Raw genomic sequence first — 16,916 nt, forward strand, 5'->3', positions numbered from 1 at the left:
CAGGGCGGATTATTTACCCAGCCTTCTCAGTTCATCGGACTCGACCACCCGCACCCCATCCTGCTCTTCCAGGGCCAGACGCCATAGGGCACGAGCCAGCTGGCAGGCCTCGATACCGTGGTATTTGCCCGGGATCAGTCTGGACAGGGGCGCCGCCAGCTGCTCCGCCAAACGCGGTTCTGTACGCTCACCGATCAGCAGCGACGGGCGGGCAATGGTCAGCTGCGGCCAGCCCTGGAGGCGCAATGATTGCTCCATCTCGCCTTTGACCCGGTTATAGAACACCGACGATTTAGGATCGGCCCCTATCGCGCTGAGCACTATCAGGTGCCGCGCCCCCATTTCCCGTGCGCGTTTGGCAAAGGCCACGACCATGTCATGGTCGACGGCACGGAAGGCTTCTTGCGAGCCCGCCTGCTTGATGGTGGTTCCCAGGCAGCAAAATGCAATATCGACCTGTCCGCTCAGCTCTGGCAGAAACACCGACGGATCGCCCACCGGATTTTCCAGGTGCGGATGTTTGGCCAGCGGTCGCCGTGAGGGCGCAAGTACTCGGGTGATGGTGGGTTCGTTAAGCAACCGGTCGAGCAGATGTTCGCCGGTAAGACCGGTAGCTCCTGCAAGCAGGATGTGCTGAGGCGTCAAGTACATGCGTGGTTCTCCCTTGATACATCCAGCTTAGTCTTAGTTAGCTGACTTGCAGTTCATTCAGGTGACTGCAAGGCCTGTTTTGCCTGTTGCTGGCGCAAGCGTTGCCAATGCGCCAGGACACCTTTTGGCGCCCATATCTGCGGCTCGGAGGGCTCGTAGCCGTCAGTCTGCTCGCGCTCGGCGATATAACCCCTGGCCAGTTTGAAAGCTTTTTGCAGGTCGTCGGTCTGATTCAGCGCCTGAGCGAACAGGGCATTGCCGAAGTAAGTGAAGTCGGCTTCTTCCGAGCAGCCAAAAGACACGCGGTCGGCCCGGGATGCGGTCATGATCAGGGTTTTGTCATCTTTGAGCGCCGGGATAAACCCGCCGGAGTAGCAGGATGAAATCACGATAATCTTGTCCCGGTTTTTCAGCGGTGCCAGGGCTGCGGCCAGTTCGTCGGCAGGCAGGTCTGCCAGCTCCAGGCGCGGTTGATCCAGCACCAGTTCATGCTCCTGGGTGCCGTGACTGGTGAGGTAGATAAACACCAGGTCTTCGGGGCCGGTACGCTCGGCCAGGGTTTTGGCTGCGCGGTGCAGGTTTTCGCGGGTGGCCATGGGCTGGTCCAGCAGATGGTCGCGATGGTTCACCAGGTTGATCTGGCCGTGGCTGCCGAAGCGGGTGGCGAGCATGTTGTTGACGTATTCGGCTTCACGCATGAACACACTTTGCTTGCCGTCGCCCGCCAGCACCAGGCTGTATAGCTCTACGTCGGGGGTCGACGCAGGTACTGCATCCAGTGCGTCTTTGAGCAGCGTACCCTGATTGAGCAGGCCCAGTTCCAGCGGGTCGGGCAGCAGGTTGCCATTGGCATCGCGTACCCGTTGTCCGTTAAGCCAGTAGCCGCTTTCGACGGTGCCATCGGCCAGGGTCAGGGTGCCATGCCCCTGATAGGTGTCCGCGGCAAATTCACCGATATAGCTGCTGCCGTCGGCCATGCTCAGGTGGCCGGGGCCATTGAACCGCCACTCATTGAACATGCCGCGATAGTGCGAGCCATCAATGCCGATCAGCTCGCCCTTGCCGGTCAGGGCGCCATCTTTGAACTCGCCGATCCAGACATCGCCGTCAGCGTTTTCATAGCGGCCTTTGCCGTTCAGTTGATTGTGTTTGAATGCGCCTTCGTACTGGTCGCCATCGGCACTGTTGAACACGCCGTTGCCTTCCAGCTCGCCATTGACGAACTGGCCGCTGAATTCATTGCCGCTGGCATCGCTGCGCTTGCCTTCGCCGTTGGGTTTGCCGTGGGCGAACTGCCCCTGGTACTGGCTGCCGTCTTCAAGTTCAAGATGGCCAACGCCGGAGAACTGATCGTCCTTGAACTCGCCGCGGTAGCTCATGCCACCTTCTTTGAGCGTGCCCTCACCCTCGCGCCGGCCCTGCTTGAAGCCGCCGACATAGGTGCTGTCGTGGGTGGTCAGGCTGCCCTGGCCGCTGTACTGGCCCTGTTCGAAGCCACCGCTATAGACGTCGCCGTTGCTGGCGTGCCATTCACCCTGACCGTGCCACAGGCCATTTTTGAAATCGCCGGTATACCAACTGCCATTCGGGTAGTCGATACGGCCCTGACCTTGCAATAGCCCGTTGACCACTTCGCCTCGATAGCGGCCGCCATCAGGCAGGCGTGCGTCGGGAGGCATCAGCGATTCGCCGTCTCCGCAGGCCGTCAACAGCAGGGTCAAAGCAAGGGGGGCAAGTGGGCGCATAGCGGGATCCGGATAGTTAGGCTTGCGAGTATGCCGTAGCAAGGAGAGCCGCTCTATAGGGCTGGATGAAACATCCTGGTAATTGCGTGACCATCGCCATGGTTTGGCAATGCCGGCTTGTGAGGGGACGTGCTTATAATGCGACGCAAAAAATATTTGCTGGAGAAGTGAGATGTTGTTACGCGGCTTGACGTGGCTGGTGCTGTTTCAATTGCTCGGTACTGCCCTTAATCACTTGTTCGTCCCCGTGTTGCCCGGCCCGATTATCGGTCTGTTGCTGCTGCTGGTATTTTTGCTGCTGCGCGGCCAGGTCGGCGAACCCCTGAGCCAGGCGGCCAGCAGTTTGTTGCGCTACCTGCCGCTGCTGCTCGTCCCTCCTGCCGTCGGAGTCATGGTGTATGCCGCCGATATCGCGGCTGATTTTTGGGCCATTGCCGGTGCCCTGGTGCTGTCACTGCTGATCTCTATGGCGTTTGTCGGTGTGCTGATGCAGCGCTTGCTCAAGGGGCACAGTCACCCCGGGGAGCGGCCATGAACCTTGAGTGGCAGGGCGCCTGGGCGTCGGTAATCCATCACCCGCTGTTTGGCATCGGGATTACCCTGGGCGCTTATCAACTGGTGCTGGCGGCCTATGAAAAAACCCGCTGGATTTTCCTGCAGCCGGTGTTGGCGTCGATGTTGCTGGTGATCGGGGTCCTGGTCAGTTGCGGTCTGAGTTATGTCGAGTACCGTAAAAGCACGGAAATCCTCAGCATCCTGCTTGGCCCGGCCACTGTGGCGCTGGCGGTGCCGCTGTATCTGAATCTGCGGCGAATCCGTCAACTGTTCTGGCCCATTTTTACTACGCTGGTGATTGGCGGAGTCCTGGCCACCGGACTGGTGGTTTTGCTGGGTTGGTGGTTTGGCGCCGAGCATATGATGCTGATGACCCTGGCGCCGAAGTCGGTTACTTCGCCGATTGCGATGCTGGTCGCAGAACAGATCGGCGGTGTGGCGCCCCTGGCGGCGGTATTTGTGCTGATTACCGGGGTAATCGGCGCGATTGTCGGCCCCGGACTGTTGCGGCTTTTGCGGGTGCATAGCCCTGAGGCCCGGGGTATGGCGCTGGGCATGACCGCCCACGCGGTGGGCACCTCGGTCGCGTTGCAAGAAGGCGAGGAGTGCGGCGCTTTTGCAGCGCTGGCCATGAGTCTGATGGGCGTAGGTACGGCGGTTTTCCTGCCGTTGGCTGTAACCCTGGTTGTCTAAGGAAAAATATATGAGCTTGCCGCTGTTTCCATTGAACACCGTGCTGTTTCCGGGCTGCGTGCTGGACTTGCAGATTTTCGAGGCGCGCTATCTGGACATGATTGCCCGTTGCATGAAGCAAGGCACGGGTTTTGGTGTGGTGTGCATCCTGGAAGGCGGCGAGGTAGGAGAGGCGCCCCAGGATATCGCCCGGATTGGCTGTGAAGCGCTGATTCGCGATTTTCAGCAGCAGGACAACGGCCTGCTGGGGATACGGGTCGAGGGCGGACGGCGCTTTGAGGTGTTGAGCACCGAGCTTCAGGGCAATCAGTTATTGCTGGCCGAGGTCGACTGGCTGGACGAGCTTCCCGAACAGCCGCTGGAGCACGAAGACCAGGACCTGCTGGCATTGCTCAAAGCCCTGGCGGAACACCCGATGGTGGCTGCGTTGAACATGAGCACTGAAGTGCCGGGTCAGCAGGCACTGGCAAACCAGTTGGCCTACCTGCTGCCCTTTGCCGAACAGGACAAGCTCGAACTGCTGCAGGTCGATGACCCGCAGCAGCGTCTGGACGGGATTCAGGTGCTGCTCGACGAGATGCAGAGCGAGGCGCTGGGCGAAACCCTGATGTAGGCGTCGGGCTGCATCAATAGGTGTAGCGCAGCAACTCGCGGGACAAGTCGTGCAGCATGAAAAAGCCATACAGAGCAACGATTGCCGGCAGGATCAGCCACCAGATCTTCTGCGGTATCGGCTGCAGCGGCATGTAGCGCTGGCTCAGCGCCAGGGCAAAAGCGTTGACCAGGATGGCGAGCAGGGCGCCGGCCATGATGTCGGTTGGCCAATGGGCCCCCAGATACACCCGCGACAGCGCCACGCTGATCGCCAGCAAGCAGCCCAGCAGGACCCAGGTAATGCGCATGCGCTGGGGTTGTTCGCGACCGGCCAGAATCGCCAGGGCGATAAAAAACGCAAATGAGCCGGAGCTATGGCCGCTGGGCATGCTGTAGGTGGTCAGCGGATCCACCAGCACTTCGGGGCGCATGCGGGCAAAGAAGTGTTTGGTGGCGGTGTTGGCCAGGGCCGTAAACAGCGTCACCCCGCCAAAAAAGATCATCGCCCGCCACTGCTTGGTGACCAGCAACAACCCGCAAAGCAGCGCCGCGGCCACAAACTGGGTGTGGAAGTTGCCTATTTGCGTGACCAGCACGGCGCCGAGATCCATCGCGCTGCTGCGGTGCTCCTGCAGCAGCGCACTGATGCCACGGTCAAAAGCGCCCATGTACGGATAGCCCGCGAACACCGCGATCAGCAGCGCCAGGCCCAGAGCGCCGATCAATAACGTGGCTTTGGGTTGGCGGCGGATGCTGGCATTGATGCTCAGCCCCAGCAGTGCAGTCAGACCCGCGGCAACGATGGCTGCTTGCGGCCAGAACCCTTCAGGCAACGGCAGGCGAATCGCGGCCCCTGTTGCCCAGCCCGGCAGGAGATAGGCCACCGACCAGCCAGCCCCGGCCAGCAGGCTGACAATGATGAAGCGCGGGACCGGCATGTCGCACATGCCTGCCACCATGGGCAGCATAGGACGCAGCGGGCCGATGAAGCGTCCGACCAGCAGGCTGGCAATCCCGTAGCGTTGAAAATAGCCTTCGGCGCGGTTTATCCATTCAGGATGGTGGCGCAGCAAGGGCAGGCGCCGGATGTTTTGGTGGAAACGTCTGCCCAGGACGTAGGACACAACGTCTCCGGTCAGACCTCCGAGCAGCCCCAGCAACAATGTTTCACCCAGTGACATCGCGCCATTGCCTGCCAGAACGGCGATCGCGAACAGCAATATGGTGCCCGGAATGATAAAGCCGATGATCGCCAGGCATTCAAAGAACGTCACTAAAAATACGGCAAGGCCCAGCCATTGCGGGTTGGCCGTTAACCAGCCGGTCATGCTATCGAGCCATGGGCCCATGCTAAAACTTCCTTTTTAATCGTTGTTTCAATCGTCTGCAGATGCGAGCTCTGCGTTGCTGTGTTGAACAGCTTGCTCCTACAGAGGGGGCGGGCTTTCCAACACTATATAGTCGCGCCCCTCAACCTGGCCGCGGCGCAGTGGGTTGCGGGTGCAGTACGCGGTGTAGTCGGCATCGACAAATCGGTACAGCAAATGCTCGTCCCGGCCATGGGGTATGCCCAGGCGGGTGGTTTGAATGATCTGCGACGGCACCTCTGAGACGTCATCGACCCGTAAACGTTCGGGATCGAAACATTTTGCATCCCAGTCAGGTACTTTCAGCCCCAGTGCTTTGCACAGCAGGGTTTGCCCCGCGCAGAGTTTCTGGTCCGGGCGTGGCCGGCCCTGGGTGTCCGGGTTGTTGAGTCGCATCCGGGCCAGGCTGGCCGGGCCGGACAACGGGTCCTGCCAGGGGTAGGCCGACTTGATCAGTACCGCGTTGCCGGGGCCCTGGGCACTGAAGTTCAGCGAGTCGCCACCCCGTGCGTAGTACATATAGATGTGGCCACCATCGAAAAACAGCGCCTTGCGCTTTTCGGTGTAGCCCAGGGACGCGTGGCTGCCCTTGTCTGCGCAGTAATAGGCTTCGGTTTCGATAATCCGCGCGCTAAGCCACAAACCGTCAACCCGGTGACGAATGACTTTTCCCAACAGTTCGCGAGCGAGCAGCTGGGCGTCGCGATTGAAAAAAGTATCGGGCAACGTGATTGGCATCTTCAGGGCGGTCAGCAGATGGCTAAAAAGTCGCCAATCATAGCAAGGGATGCTTAATCGGGGCTGAACACTGTGTATTTACGGCCGATTTCGACCATCCGCCTGTCACCGCTGTGCGTGAGACGGCGCGACAGCTATAATCGGCCGCTTTCCTCCCTGCCAAGACCCTTGAGACCATGACTGAGTCCGTTCTTGACTACATGACCCGCCTGGGTCGCGCTGCTCGCGAAGCCTCCCGCGTGATCGGTCGCGCCAGCACGGCGCAGAAAAACCGTGCCCTGCACGGCGCTGCCGACGCCCTGGATGCGGCCCGTTCGGAGCTGGTTGCGGCCAACGAACTGGACCTGGCCGCCGGCCGGGCCAATGGCCTTGAGCCAGCCATGCTGGAGCGCCTGGCGCTGACCCCTGCCCGAATCGACAGCATGATTGTCGGTTTGCGTCAGGTGGCAAGCTTGCCGGACCCCGTCGGGGCCATTCGTGACATGAGCTATCGCCCCTCGGGTATCCAGGTGGGCAAGATGCGCGTGCCGCTGGGAGTAGTCGGAATCATCTACGAGTCGCGTCCGAACGTGACCATCGATGCCGCCAGCCTGTGTCTCAAGTCGGGCAATGCCACCATTCTGCGTGGCGGCTCCGAGGCGATTCACTCCAACCGTGCGATAGCCATCTGCATCCAGCGAGGTCTGGCCGAGGCCGGACTGCCGCCGGCAGTGGTACAGGTGGTTGAAACCACCGACCGGGCTGCGGTCGGCGCGCTGATCACTATGCCCGAGTACGTGGACGTGATTGTGCCCCGTGGCGGCAAAGGCCTGATCGAACGGGTCAGCCGTGATGCCAAGGTGCCGGTCATCAAGCACCTTGACGGCATTTGCCATGTCTATGTCAGTGCCCGCGCTGATCTGGCCAAGGCCCAGCGCATCGCGTTCAACGCCAAGACCTACCGTTACGGGATCTGCGGGGCGATGGAAACCCTGCTGGTGGATCAGACCGTCGCTGCGCAGTTTTTGCCGGCAATGGCCGAACAGTTCCGCACCAAGGGCGTCGAGCTGCGCGGTTGCGAACGTACCCGGGCGTTGATCGACGTGCTGCCGGCCACCGAAGATGACTGGAGCACCGAGTATCTGGATGCGATTTTGTCGATCCTGATCGTCGACGGTCTGGACCAGGCGATTGAGCACATCAATCACTACGGCTCCCATCACACCGACTCGATCGTCACCGAACATCAGGGCGACGCCCGGCGTTTTATGGCCGAAGTCGACTCCAGTTCAGTGATGCTCAACACCCCGACCTGCTTCGCCGATGGATTTGAGTACGGATTGGGTGCGGAGATTGGCATTTCTACTGATAAGCTGCACGCCCGCGGCCCGGTGGGTCTCGAAGGTCTGACCTGCGAGAAGTACATTGTGGTCGGTGACGGTCAGCTGCGCGGCCAGGAGCCGGTCTGACTTGGTTGACCTCAGTCCGTTAGTGGTGGCCCCGGCCATCGGCCTGTTACCCCTGCGCATTGGCGTTCTGGGTGGCACCTTCGATCCGGTGCACATCGGGCATTTGCGCGGTGGCCTGGAAGTGGCCGAAATGATGCAGCTCGATGAGTTGCGTCTGACTCCCAACGCCAGGCCGCCACATCGCGATACGCCCCAGGTGTCGGCGCTCGACCGTTTGGCGATGGTTGAGTGTGCTGTCGCTGGAGTAGCTACGCTGGTAGTGGATTCCCGGGAGCTGCAACGGGACACGCCGTCCTACACCATTGATACCCTGGAGCTGATGCGGGCCGAGCTGGCCGCTGATGACCAGTTGTTTTTACTGCTGGGCTGGGACGCTTTTTGCGGCCTGCCTACGTGGCACCGCTGGGAGGATTTACTCCAGCATTGCCATATCCTGGTGCTACAGCGCCCGGATGCCGACAGCGAACCGCCGGATGCCTTGCGCAACCTGCTGGCAGCGCGCTCGGTGAGCGACCCGCTGGCCCTGAAGGGGCCTGGCGGACAGATTGCATTCGTCTGGCAGACGCCGCTCGCGGTATCCGCCACCCAGATCCGTCAACTGCTGGCCAGCGGTAAGTCGGTACGTTATCTGGTGCCCGACGCGGTCCTGGCCTACATCGATGCGCACGGACTTTACCGTGCGTCGAACTGAAAAGGCGCGTTTCAAGGCACGATTCAACGTGTATTGAAACGCCCGAACACATGAGCAAAACGAGTTTTTATATGACGAACAAAGACGTAAGCAAAGTAAAGCGCACAGGCAAAGCCAAAAGCGCTCCGCTGCCAGTTGAAAAATTCACCGGTGAGCCACTCAAGGGCGAAAAACTGGTTGAAGTAGCCGTTGCCGCTCTGGAAGACGTTAAGGGTCAGGACATCCAGATCATCGACGTGCGTGACAAGCACAGCATCACCGATTTCATGATCATCGCTACCGGTACTTCGAACCGTCAGATCGGCGCGATGCTGGACAAGGTTCGTGAGGCCGTCAAAGCGCTGGGCGTGAAGCCATTGGGCGAAGAAGGCAAGGGCGACAGCGACTGGGTCCTGCTGGATATGGACGACGTGATCGTGCACATGATGACTGCCAGTGCCCGTCAGTTCTACGACCTGGAACGCCTGTGGTCCGGCGCAGAACAGAGCCGTGCCCTGAACGCTGCTCACCACAGCCCGGAAAACACCCACGAGCACTTCATCAAGCTCAACAAAGACCAGGAATAAGGGTTCGTTGTGCGCTTGCGTCTGATCGCTGTCGGTTCGCGTATGCCCAAGTGGGTGGAAGAGGGTTGGCATGAATATGCCAAGCGTCTGCCATCCGAGCTGGCGCTTGAACTGGTAGAAATACCGCTCAATACCCGCGGCAAGAATGCTGACGTGGCTCGTTTCATCCGTCAGGAAGGCGAGGCCATGCTGGCCAAGGTCGGCCCGGGGGAGCGAATCGTTACGTTGGAAGTCCACGGCAAGCCGTGGAGCACCGAGCAGCTGGCGGTTGAGCTCGACCGCTGGCGCCTGGACTCGCGCACGGTGAACTTCATGGTCGGCGGCCCCGAAGGGTTGGCGCCTGAAGTTTGCGCGCGCGCCGATCAGCGCTGGTCGTTGTCGCCCTTGACGTTGCCGCACCCGTTAGTACGGATTCTGATTGGTGAACAGTTGTATCGCGCCTGGACAGTGTTGTCCGGGCACCCTTATCACAAATAGTCAGCGTCCCGAATGTCTCAGCCGATACGCCTCAAAGACCACGAGAAAGACGCACGCCTGGTGCGCGGACGAGTCGTGGTCGGCGCAATTGCGGTGGTGGTACTGATTTGCGTCCTGCTTGCACGCCTGTATTTTCTGCAGGTGGTGCAGTACGAGTACCACTCGACCCTGTCGGAAAACAACCGGGTGCATGTGCAGCCGATTCCACCGACCCGCGGCCTGATCTTTGACCGCAATGGCGTAGTGATCGCGGACAACCGTCCCAGTTTCAGCCTGACCATGACCCGTGAGCGTTCGGGCGATTCGCAGCAGGTGCTCGACGTTATCGTTGAAGTCCTGCAGCTCACGCCGGAAGATCGTGCGTTGTTTGAAAAACGCATGAAGCAGGGGCGCCGGCCGTTTGAGCCAGTGCCCATTCTGTTTGAGCTGAACGAAGAGCAGATCGCCCGGATTGCCGTGAACCAGTTCCGCCTGCCCGGGGTTGAGGTGGTTGCGCAGCTGGTACGGCATTACCCGCAAGGCGCGCACTTTGCGCACTCGGTGGGTTACATGGGGCGGATCAACGAGAAAGAGCTTAAAACCCTCGATCCGGTCAATTACAGCGGCACCCATCACATCGGCAAAACCGGTATCGAACGCTTCTATGAAGCCGAGCTGCACGGTCAGGTGGGTTACGAAGAAGTTGAAACCAACGCCCGGGGCCGGGTATTGCGGGTGTTAAAGCGCACCGACCCGATTCCCGGCAAAGACATCGTGCTCAGCCTCGATATCAAGCTGCAAGAGGCGGCCGAGGAAGCACTGGCCGGTCGGCGCGGGGCGGTAGTTGCCCTGAATCCGATGACCGGTGAAGTGCTGGCCATGGTCAGTCAGCCAAGCTTTGACCCCAACCTGTTTGTCACCGGCATCAGCTTCAAGGCCTATGCCGAGTTGCGCGATTCGATTGACCGCCCGCTGTTCAACCGCATCTTGCGCGGCCTGTACCCGCCGGGCTCGACCATCAAGCCGGCAGTAGCGATTGCCGGTCTGGACAGTGGCGTGATCAATGCTTCGACCCGGGTCTACGATCCGGGCTATTACCAGTTGCCCAATTACGATCACAAGTACCGTAACTGGAACCGCACCGGTGATGGCTATGTCGACCTGGACACCGCGATCATGCGGTCCAACGACACCTATTTCTATGATCTGGCCCACAAGCTGGGCATCGATCGTCTGTCGACCTACATGAACCAGTTCGGTATCGGCCAAAAAGTCTCCCTCGACATGTTCGAAGAGTCGGCTGGCCTGATGCCGTCCCGGGAGTGGAAGCGCGCGACCCGGCGTCAGGCCTGGTTCCCGGGCGAGACCCTGATTCTGGGGATTGGTCAGGGTTATATGCAGTCCACGCCTCTGCAGCTGGCGCAGGCGACTGCGCTGATTGCCAGCAAGGGCAAGTGGATTCGCCCGCACCTGGCCAAAACCATTGAGGGCGTGGCGCCGGTCGACCCTAACCCGATGCCCGATATCATTCTTCGCGACCCGTCCAGCTGGGCCAAGGTCAGTCACGGCATGCAGCAAGTGGTGCACGGTGCCCGCGGCACTGCGCGGGTTGCAGGCGTCGGGGCGCAATACCTGATTGCCGGCAAGAGTGGTACGGCGCAGGTCGTGGCGATCAAACAGGGTGAGAAGTACGACCGCTCCAAGGTTCAGGAACGTCACCGTGACCACGCCTTGTTTGTCGGCTTTGCCCCGGCCAACAACCCGCAAATTACCGTCTCGGTCATGATTGAAAACGGTGAGGCGGGCAGTCGGGTTGCCTCGCCGGTGGTGCGTAAGGTCATGGATGCCTGGTTGCTGGATGCTGACGGCAAGCTCAAACCCGAATACGCCAGCCCTTTAAAGGCAGAGGTTACGGCCAATGATTAGTAATTTTGACCGCATCCTCTCCAGTGAGGACGTGATGCGTCGACGTGCCACGCTGCTGCAGCGTTTGCATATCGATGGTCCGCTGCTGATTCTGCTCCTGACCCTGGCTGCGGGCAGTCTGTTTGTACTCTATTCGGCCAGCGGTAAAAGCTGGGACTTGCTGAGCAAACAGGCAACATCCTTCGGCATCGGCCTGGTGTCGATGTTTATCATCGCCCAGCTCGAGCCCCGTTTTATGGCGCGCTGGGTGCCGGTGGGCTACCTGGTCGGGGTGATGCTGCTGGTGGTGGTGGATGTCATGGGCCACAACGCCATGGGCGCTACGCGCTGGATCAACATACCGGGGGTCATTCGCTTCCAGCCCTCGGAGTTCATGAAGATTCTGATGCCGGCGACCATCGCCTGGTATCTGTCCAAGCGCACGCTACCGCCACAACTCAAACACGTGGCAGTCAGTTTGCTGCTGATCGGCATTCCCTTTGGTCTGATCGTGCGTCAGCCCGACCTCGGCACCGCGCTGCTGGTTCTGGCGGGCGGCGCGTTCGTGCTGTTTATGGGTGGTTTGCGCTGGCGCTGGATTATCAGCGTGTTGGCGGCGGCCGTGCCGGTGGCAATTGCCATGTGGTTTTTCATCATGCATGACTACCAGAAGCAGCGAATCCTGACCTTTCTCGATCCTGAGAGCGATCCGCTGGGCACCGGCTGGAACATTATCCAGTCCAAGGCTGCCATCGGTTCGGGCGGGGTCTTCGGCAAGGGCTGGCTGCTGGGCACCCAGTCGCACCTGGATTTTCTGCCTGAGAGTCACACCGACTTCATCATTGCGGTGATGGGGGAGGAGTTCGGTCTGGTGGGTATCTGTGCACTGTTGTTGATCTACCTGTTGTTGATTGGTCGGGGCCTGGTGATTACCGCCCAGGCACAGACGCTGTTCGGCAAATTGTTGGCGGGCAGCCTGACCATGACGTTTTTTGTTTATGTTTTCGTCAACATCGGTATGGTCAGTGGCCTGTTACCGGTGGTGGGCGTGCCATTGCCGTTCATTAGTTACGGCGGAACTTCGCTCGTGACGCTGCTGTCAGCGTTTGGGGTTTTGATGTCGATCCACACTCATCGCAAGTGGATCGCACAGGTTTGATTAAGGTGAAGAATTCAATGCAAGTAATGCGTGGCTGGGCCGCTCGATACGCGTCCTGGATGGGCCTGCTGGGTCTGTTCGGGGCAGCGCAGGGCGCGGTGGCCGGCGACTATGAAGGCTCGCCCCAGGTGGCTGAGTTTGTCGGTGAAATGACTCGCGATTACGGGTTTGCCGGCGAGCAGCTGATGGCCGTGTTCCGTGATGCCGAGCGCAAGCAAAGCATCCTCGATGCGATCTCGCGTCCGGCCGAGCGGGTCAAACAGTGGAAGGAATACCGCCCGATCTTTATCTCTGACGCCCGTGTGGCACGGGGTGTGGATTTCTGGCGCGAGCACGAAGCCGTGCTGGCCCGTGCCGAAAAGGAGTATGGGGTTCCGGCCCAGGTCATTGTGTCGATTATCGGTGTCGAAACCTTTTACGGGCGCAACACCGGTAGCTATCGGGTGATTGATGCGCTGTCGACCCTGGGTTTTGACTACCCGCCGCGCGCCGAGTTTTTCCGCAAGGAGTTGCGTGAATTTCTGCTGCTGACCCGCGAAGAACAAGTCGATCCGCTGAGCCTCAAGGGCTCTTATGCCGGGGCCATGGGGTTGCCGCAGTTCATGCCGAGCAGCTTTCGTGCCTACGCAGTGGACTTCGACGGCGATGGCCACATTAATATCTGGAGCAATCCGGACGACGCCATCGGCAGTGTTGCCAGTTACTTCAAGCGTCACGGCTGGGTGGCCGGTGAACCGGTGGTGGTGCGTGCCGACGTACAGGGCGACAGGGCAGATGAAGGCTTGACCCAGGGCATCGAACCGGTCAAAACCGTCGGGGAGTTGCGAGCGCTGGGCTGGTCGGGTCATGATGCGCTGCCGGACGACCTGCCGGTCACGGCGTTCCGTCTTGAAGGCGTCAATGGCCCTGAATACTGGATGGGCCTGAAGAATTTTTATGCGATCACGCGCTATAACCGCAGCGTGATGTACGCCATGGCAGTGCATCAACTGTCCGACTTGCTGGTTCAAGCACGGGGCAACAAGTAATGCCGTTTCTAGCAATCCGCACACCTCTTAAACTCGCAACCTGCGCCGCTATTGCGCTGCTGGTGGTGAGCTGCACCAGCAGTCGTCCGAACAGCCCGCAAAAGCCGACGGCCGTTGTTTCCAAACCGGGGCTGGACATCAACCGTGCCCACAAGGACGGTGCGCCGTGGTGGGACGTCGATGTTTCGCGCATCCCGGACGCGACGCCGACCCTGCACTCCGGTCCTTACAAGGCCGCGCCGTACTCGGTGCTGGGCAAGACCTACTTCCCGATGCAAGAGTCCAAGACCTACGTGGCCTCGGGCACGGCGTCCTGGTACGGCACCAAGTTCCATGGCCAGAACACCGCCAATGGCGAGGTTTATGACCTGTACGGCATGAGCGCGGCGCACAAGACCCTGCCACTGCCCAGCTATGTCAAGGTAACCAACCTGGATAACGGCAAGGCCGTGGTATTGCGGGTCAACGACCGTGGCCCGTTTTATTCGGACCGCATCATCGACCTGTCCTACGCAGCCGCCAAGAAACTGGGCTATGCCGAAACCGGCACCGCACGGGTCAAGGTTGAAGGCATTGACCCGCAAGCCTGGTGGGCGCAACGTGGGCGCCCGGCGCCATTGATGCTCAATGAGCCGAAAGTGGCCCAGAACACCGCCCCGACAGTGACGACCGGCAAGGTCGAGCAATGGACGCCGCCAGCCCAGCAGCATGCCGCCGATGTCGTGCCGGTCAATCCGATGGTCAAAGGCCAGGGCACGTATTTGCAGGTTGGCGCTTTTGCCAATCCGGATGCCGCCGAGTTGCTTCGTTCCAAACTCAGTGGCATGGTCAGCGCTCCCGTGTTCATCAGCTCGGTTGTGCGTAATCAACAAACCTTGCACCGCGTTCGCATGGGGCCGATTGCCTCGGTAAATGAAGTGCAGCAGACACAAAACAGCGTGCGACTGGCCAATTTGGGCCAGCCGAGCGTTGTGACCGATCAGTAACACCGGTTAAAGCGTTGTGCCTCCAGGCCTGGGGGCGCAAACGCAGTTGCAAGGGCCAAGAACAAAAGCCCTTCGAGGGGCAGGTTTGCAACTGAATACGCGACAGCCAGTCAAACGGCTGTCAGAACAGTTTTGCCCGCGAGGGTAAGTTTCCATTAACAATTTCGAGAGACGGATGAACATCACCACCTTTGCCAAACGCCTGTGCCTGCTTGTCCCGCTGATCATCACCCCGGCTGCCTGGGCAGTCGAGATGATGCCGTCGCCGCCACAACTGGCTGCCAAGGCCTATGTCCTGATGGATGCCAACAGCGGTAACGTGCTGGTTGAAAACAACGGCGACCAGCGTCTGCCGCCGGCCAGCCTGACCAAGCTGATGACCGCTTACATCGCGACCCTGGAAATCCGTCGCGGCCAGATCGGCGAGAACGATCCGGTAACTGTCAGCGAGAACGCCTGGCGCACCGGTGGTTCGCGGATGTTCATCAAGGTAGGTACCCAGGTTTCGGTCAGCGACCTGCTGCACGGGATCATCATCCAGTCGGGTAACGATGCCAGCGTAGCCCTGGCCGAGCACATTGCCGGCAGCGAAGATGCGTTCGCCGACATGATGAACAAGACCGCCGGTGAGTTGGGCATGACCAACAGCCACTTCATGAACCCGACCGGCCTGCCGAACCCGGATCACTATTCGTCTGCCCACGACATGTCGTTGCTGGCACGCGCGATCATCCACGAAGATCCGACTCACTACGCGATCTACTCGCAGAAAGAGTTCTTCTGGAACGGTATCAAGCAGCCTAACCGCAACCTGTTGCTGTGGCGCGACAAGACCGTTGATGGTCTGAAAACCGGTCACACCGACGAAGCCGGCTACTGCATGGTGTCTTCGGCTGTTCGCGATGGCATGCGTCTGATTGCTGTGGTATTCGGTACCAACAGCGAAGCGGCACGTGCTGCTGAAACCCAGAAGCTGCTGACCTACGGTTTCCGTTTCTTCGAAACCCAGACCTTCTACCAGAAGGGTGTTGAACTGGCTCAGGCTCCTGTCTGGAAAGGCACCACCAATCAGGTCAAAGCCGGTCTGGCTGAAGATTTGACCCTGACCCTGCCTAAAGGCCAATTGAAAAAGCTGGCTGCAAGCATGACCATGAATCCTCAGCTGATGGCGCCTATTGCCAAAGGCGACGTGATCGGCAAGGTTGAAGTCAAACTTGACGACAAGGTCGTGCACAGCGCTGACCTGATTGCACTTGAGCCTGTCGAGGAAGGTGGTATTTTCCGACGCGTATGGGACAGCATCCGTCTATTCTTTTACGGCTTGTTCAACTGATTGCACTCACCTGTATGACCCCGCGCTTACCCTGCGCGGGGCACGTATGTAGTTCTGGGCTTACGAGGCCGATACGCCATGACCGATACCGAAGTAAAGGCGCCAAAGATCGAATTTCCGAACGTTGATTATCCGGTTAAGGTGATCAGCGACACGGGTGTGGGCAATAAGGACAAGATCATCGATATCGTGAAAAAGCACGCGACGGTAAACGATGATCGTGTTGACGAGCGCCAGAGCACCAATGGCAAGTACACCACGATCCAGTTGCACATCGTTGCGACCGATCAGGACCAGCTGTACAACATCAACAGCGAACTGCGAGCCACCGGCTTCGTGCACATGGTGCTTTGATGTCGCAGGTGCTGGGTATTCGCGAGCTGGGTGTGGCCGACTATGAGTCCACCTGGCTGGCGATGAAGCACTTTACCGACGGTCGCGACAAGCACACGGCGGACGAAGTCTGGCTGGTGCAGCATCCGCCGGTATTTACCCAGGGGCAGGCAGGCAAGGCCGAACATCTGCTGCTGCCGGGGGATATCCCGGTGGTCAAGTCCGACCGCGGTGGCCAGGTGACCTACCACGGTCCCGGGCAGCTGGTCGCATACCTGATGCTCGACGTACGGCGCCTCGGTTTTGGCGTACGTGATCTGGTTACCCGGATCGAGCATTGCCTGATCGACCTGCTCGCCAGCTACGGCGTGACCGCCGCAGCCAAACCTGATGCGCCAGGGGTGTATGTTGAGGGGGCTAAAATCGCCTCCCTGGGCCTGCGAATTCGCAATGGCTGCTCTTTCCACGGCCTGGCACTGAATGTGGACATGGACCTGGAACCGTTTCGACGGATTAACCCCTGTGGCTATGCGGGGCTGGCGATGACCCAGTTGCGTGACCATGCAGGGCCGATTGAATTTGCCGAGGTAGGTGCCCGGCTGCGTACGCAGCTCGTCAAACACCTCGACTATGCTGAGCAGACGACCCTTACGGGCGGAATTGATTGA

At 59.9% G+C, this 16,916-nt stretch carries 18 protein-coding genes; 14 read left to right on the forward strand and 4 right to left on the reverse strand.

Going from position 1 to position 16,916, the window contains the following annotated elements:
- Positions 1 to 9: 9 nt before the first annotated feature.
- Both FEZ21_RS06445 and FEZ21_RS06450 read right to left on the reverse strand, forming a co-directional pair.
- Positions 10 to 651, reverse strand: coding sequence for an oxidoreductase (locus FEZ21_RS06445; RefSeq protein ID WP_160626701.1), 642 nt, complete (start codon positions 649 to 651; stop codon positions 10 to 12).
- A 53-nt stretch (positions 652 to 704) separates the two neighbouring features.
- Positions 705 to 2,396, reverse strand: a complete 1,692-nt coding sequence (locus FEZ21_RS06450) for a C13 family peptidase (RefSeq protein ID WP_060781718.1) — start codon at positions 2,394 to 2,396, stop codon at positions 705 to 707.
- Between the two features lie 172 nt (positions 2,397 to 2,568).
- On the opposite strand from FEZ21_RS06450, the gene FEZ21_RS06455 reads away from it, so the two are divergent.
- From FEZ21_RS06455 to FEZ21_RS06465, 3 genes are read left to right on the forward strand one after another with little or no spacing between them, the layout of a single operon-like run.
- Positions 2,569 to 2,931: a CidA/LrgA family protein gene (locus FEZ21_RS06455; protein WP_003444223.1), complete on the forward strand. Its 363-nt coding sequence runs from the start codon at positions 2,569 to 2,571 to the stop codon at positions 2,929 to 2,931.
- Positions 2,928 to 3,644, forward strand: coding sequence for an LrgB family protein (locus FEZ21_RS06460; protein ID WP_003444217.1), 717 nt, complete (start codon positions 2,928 to 2,930; stop codon positions 3,642 to 3,644). The genes FEZ21_RS06455 and FEZ21_RS06460 overlap by 4 nt, the downstream gene beginning before the upstream one ends.
- Before the next feature lie 10 nt (positions 3,645 to 3,654).
- A complete protein-coding gene (locus FEZ21_RS06465) occupies positions 3,655 to 4,257 on the forward strand; it encodes an LON peptidase substrate-binding domain-containing protein (RefSeq protein WP_003444214.1) in 603 nt (200 codons plus the stop codon).
- 13 nt (positions 4,258 to 4,270) lie between these two features.
- On the opposite strand, the gene FEZ21_RS06470 is transcribed toward FEZ21_RS06465, so the two are convergent.
- On the reverse strand, positions 4,271 to 5,587 hold the full coding sequence (locus tag FEZ21_RS06470; protein ID WP_003444211.1) for a bifunctional DedA family/phosphatase PAP2 family protein: 1,317 nt from the start codon (positions 5,585 to 5,587) through the stop codon (positions 4,271 to 4,273).
- A gap of 78 nt (positions 5,588 to 5,665) precedes the next feature.
- The gene (locus FEZ21_RS06475) at positions 5,666 to 6,343 is read right to left on the reverse strand and encodes a DNA-3-methyladenine glycosylase (protein ID WP_160626703.1); all 678 of its coding nucleotides are present in this window, start codon (positions 6,341 to 6,343) and stop codon (positions 5,666 to 5,668) included.
- Positions 6,344 to 6,519: 176 nt separating this feature from the next.
- On the opposite strand from FEZ21_RS06475, the gene FEZ21_RS06480 reads away from it, so the two are divergent.
- The 11 genes from FEZ21_RS06480 (at position 6,520) to lipB (ending at position 16,916) form a co-directional block, all read left to right on the forward strand.
- A complete protein-coding gene (locus FEZ21_RS06480; protein ID WP_003444207.1) occupies positions 6,520 to 7,791 on the forward strand; it encodes a glutamate-5-semialdehyde dehydrogenase in 1,272 nt (423 codons plus the stop codon).
- A gap of 25 nt (positions 7,792 to 7,816) precedes the next feature.
- Positions 7,817 to 8,482, forward strand: coding sequence for a nicotinate-nucleotide adenylyltransferase (gene nadD / locus FEZ21_RS06485; protein WP_165878380.1), 666 nt, complete (start codon positions 7,817 to 7,819; stop codon positions 8,480 to 8,482).
- Between the two features lie 71 nt (positions 8,483 to 8,553).
- A complete protein-coding gene (gene rsfS / locus FEZ21_RS06490) occupies positions 8,554 to 9,048 on the forward strand; it encodes a ribosome silencing factor (protein ID WP_003444202.1) in 495 nt (164 codons plus the stop codon).
- Positions 9,049 to 9,057: 9 nt separating this feature from the next.
- Positions 9,058 to 9,525 (forward strand): 23S rRNA (pseudouridine(1915)-N(3))-methyltransferase RlmH, encoded by a 468-nt coding sequence (gene rlmH / locus FEZ21_RS06495; protein ID WP_003444191.1) that lies wholly within the window; start codon positions 9,058 to 9,060, stop codon positions 9,523 to 9,525.
- A gap of 12 nt (positions 9,526 to 9,537) precedes the next feature.
- Positions 9,538 to 11,430: a penicillin-binding protein 2 gene (mrdA, locus tag FEZ21_RS06500; RefSeq protein ID WP_003444190.1), complete on the forward strand. Its 1,893-nt coding sequence runs from the start codon at positions 9,538 to 9,540 to the stop codon at positions 11,428 to 11,430.
- A 34-nt stretch (positions 11,431 to 11,464) separates the two neighbouring features.
- Positions 11,465 to 12,568 carry a rod shape-determining protein RodA gene (gene rodA / locus FEZ21_RS06505; protein WP_165439601.1) on the forward strand — a complete coding sequence of 368 codons (1,104 nt, stop codon included), beginning with the start codon at positions 11,465 to 11,467 and terminating at the stop codon, positions 12,566 to 12,568.
- 5 nt (positions 12,569 to 12,573) lie between these two features.
- Positions 12,574 to 13,596 carry a lytic murein transglycosylase B gene (gene mltB, locus FEZ21_RS06510; protein ID WP_177413000.1) on the forward strand — a complete coding sequence of 341 codons (1,023 nt, stop codon included), beginning with the start codon at positions 12,574 to 12,576 and terminating at the stop codon, positions 13,594 to 13,596.
- Entirely contained in the window at positions 13,596 to 14,582 is a 987-nt protein-coding gene (locus FEZ21_RS06515; protein ID WP_160626705.1) for a septal ring lytic transglycosylase RlpA family protein, read from the forward strand. Before mltB ends, FEZ21_RS06515 begins: the two co-directional genes overlap by 1 nt.
- A gap of 175 nt (positions 14,583 to 14,757) precedes the next feature.
- Entirely contained in the window at positions 14,758 to 15,915 is a 1,158-nt protein-coding gene (locus FEZ21_RS06520; RefSeq protein WP_003444180.1) for a D-alanyl-D-alanine carboxypeptidase family protein, read from the forward strand.
- Between the two features lie 78 nt (positions 15,916 to 15,993).
- Complete coding sequence (locus tag FEZ21_RS06525; RefSeq protein WP_003444178.1) at positions 15,994 to 16,269, forward strand: DUF493 domain-containing protein; 276 nt, start codon at positions 15,994 to 15,996, stop codon at positions 16,267 to 16,269.
- Complete coding sequence (gene lipB / locus FEZ21_RS06530; protein ID WP_003444175.1) at positions 16,269 to 16,916, forward strand: lipoyl(octanoyl) transferase LipB; 648 nt, start codon at positions 16,269 to 16,271, stop codon at positions 16,914 to 16,916. Before FEZ21_RS06525 ends, lipB begins: the two co-directional genes overlap by 1 nt.

The sequence above is a fragment of the Pseudomonas sp. 9.1(2019) genome (genome assembly GCF_009910445.1).
GTDB classification, from domain to species: domain Bacteria; phylum Pseudomonadota; class Gammaproteobacteria; order Pseudomonadales; family Pseudomonadaceae; genus Aquipseudomonas; species Aquipseudomonas paraversuta.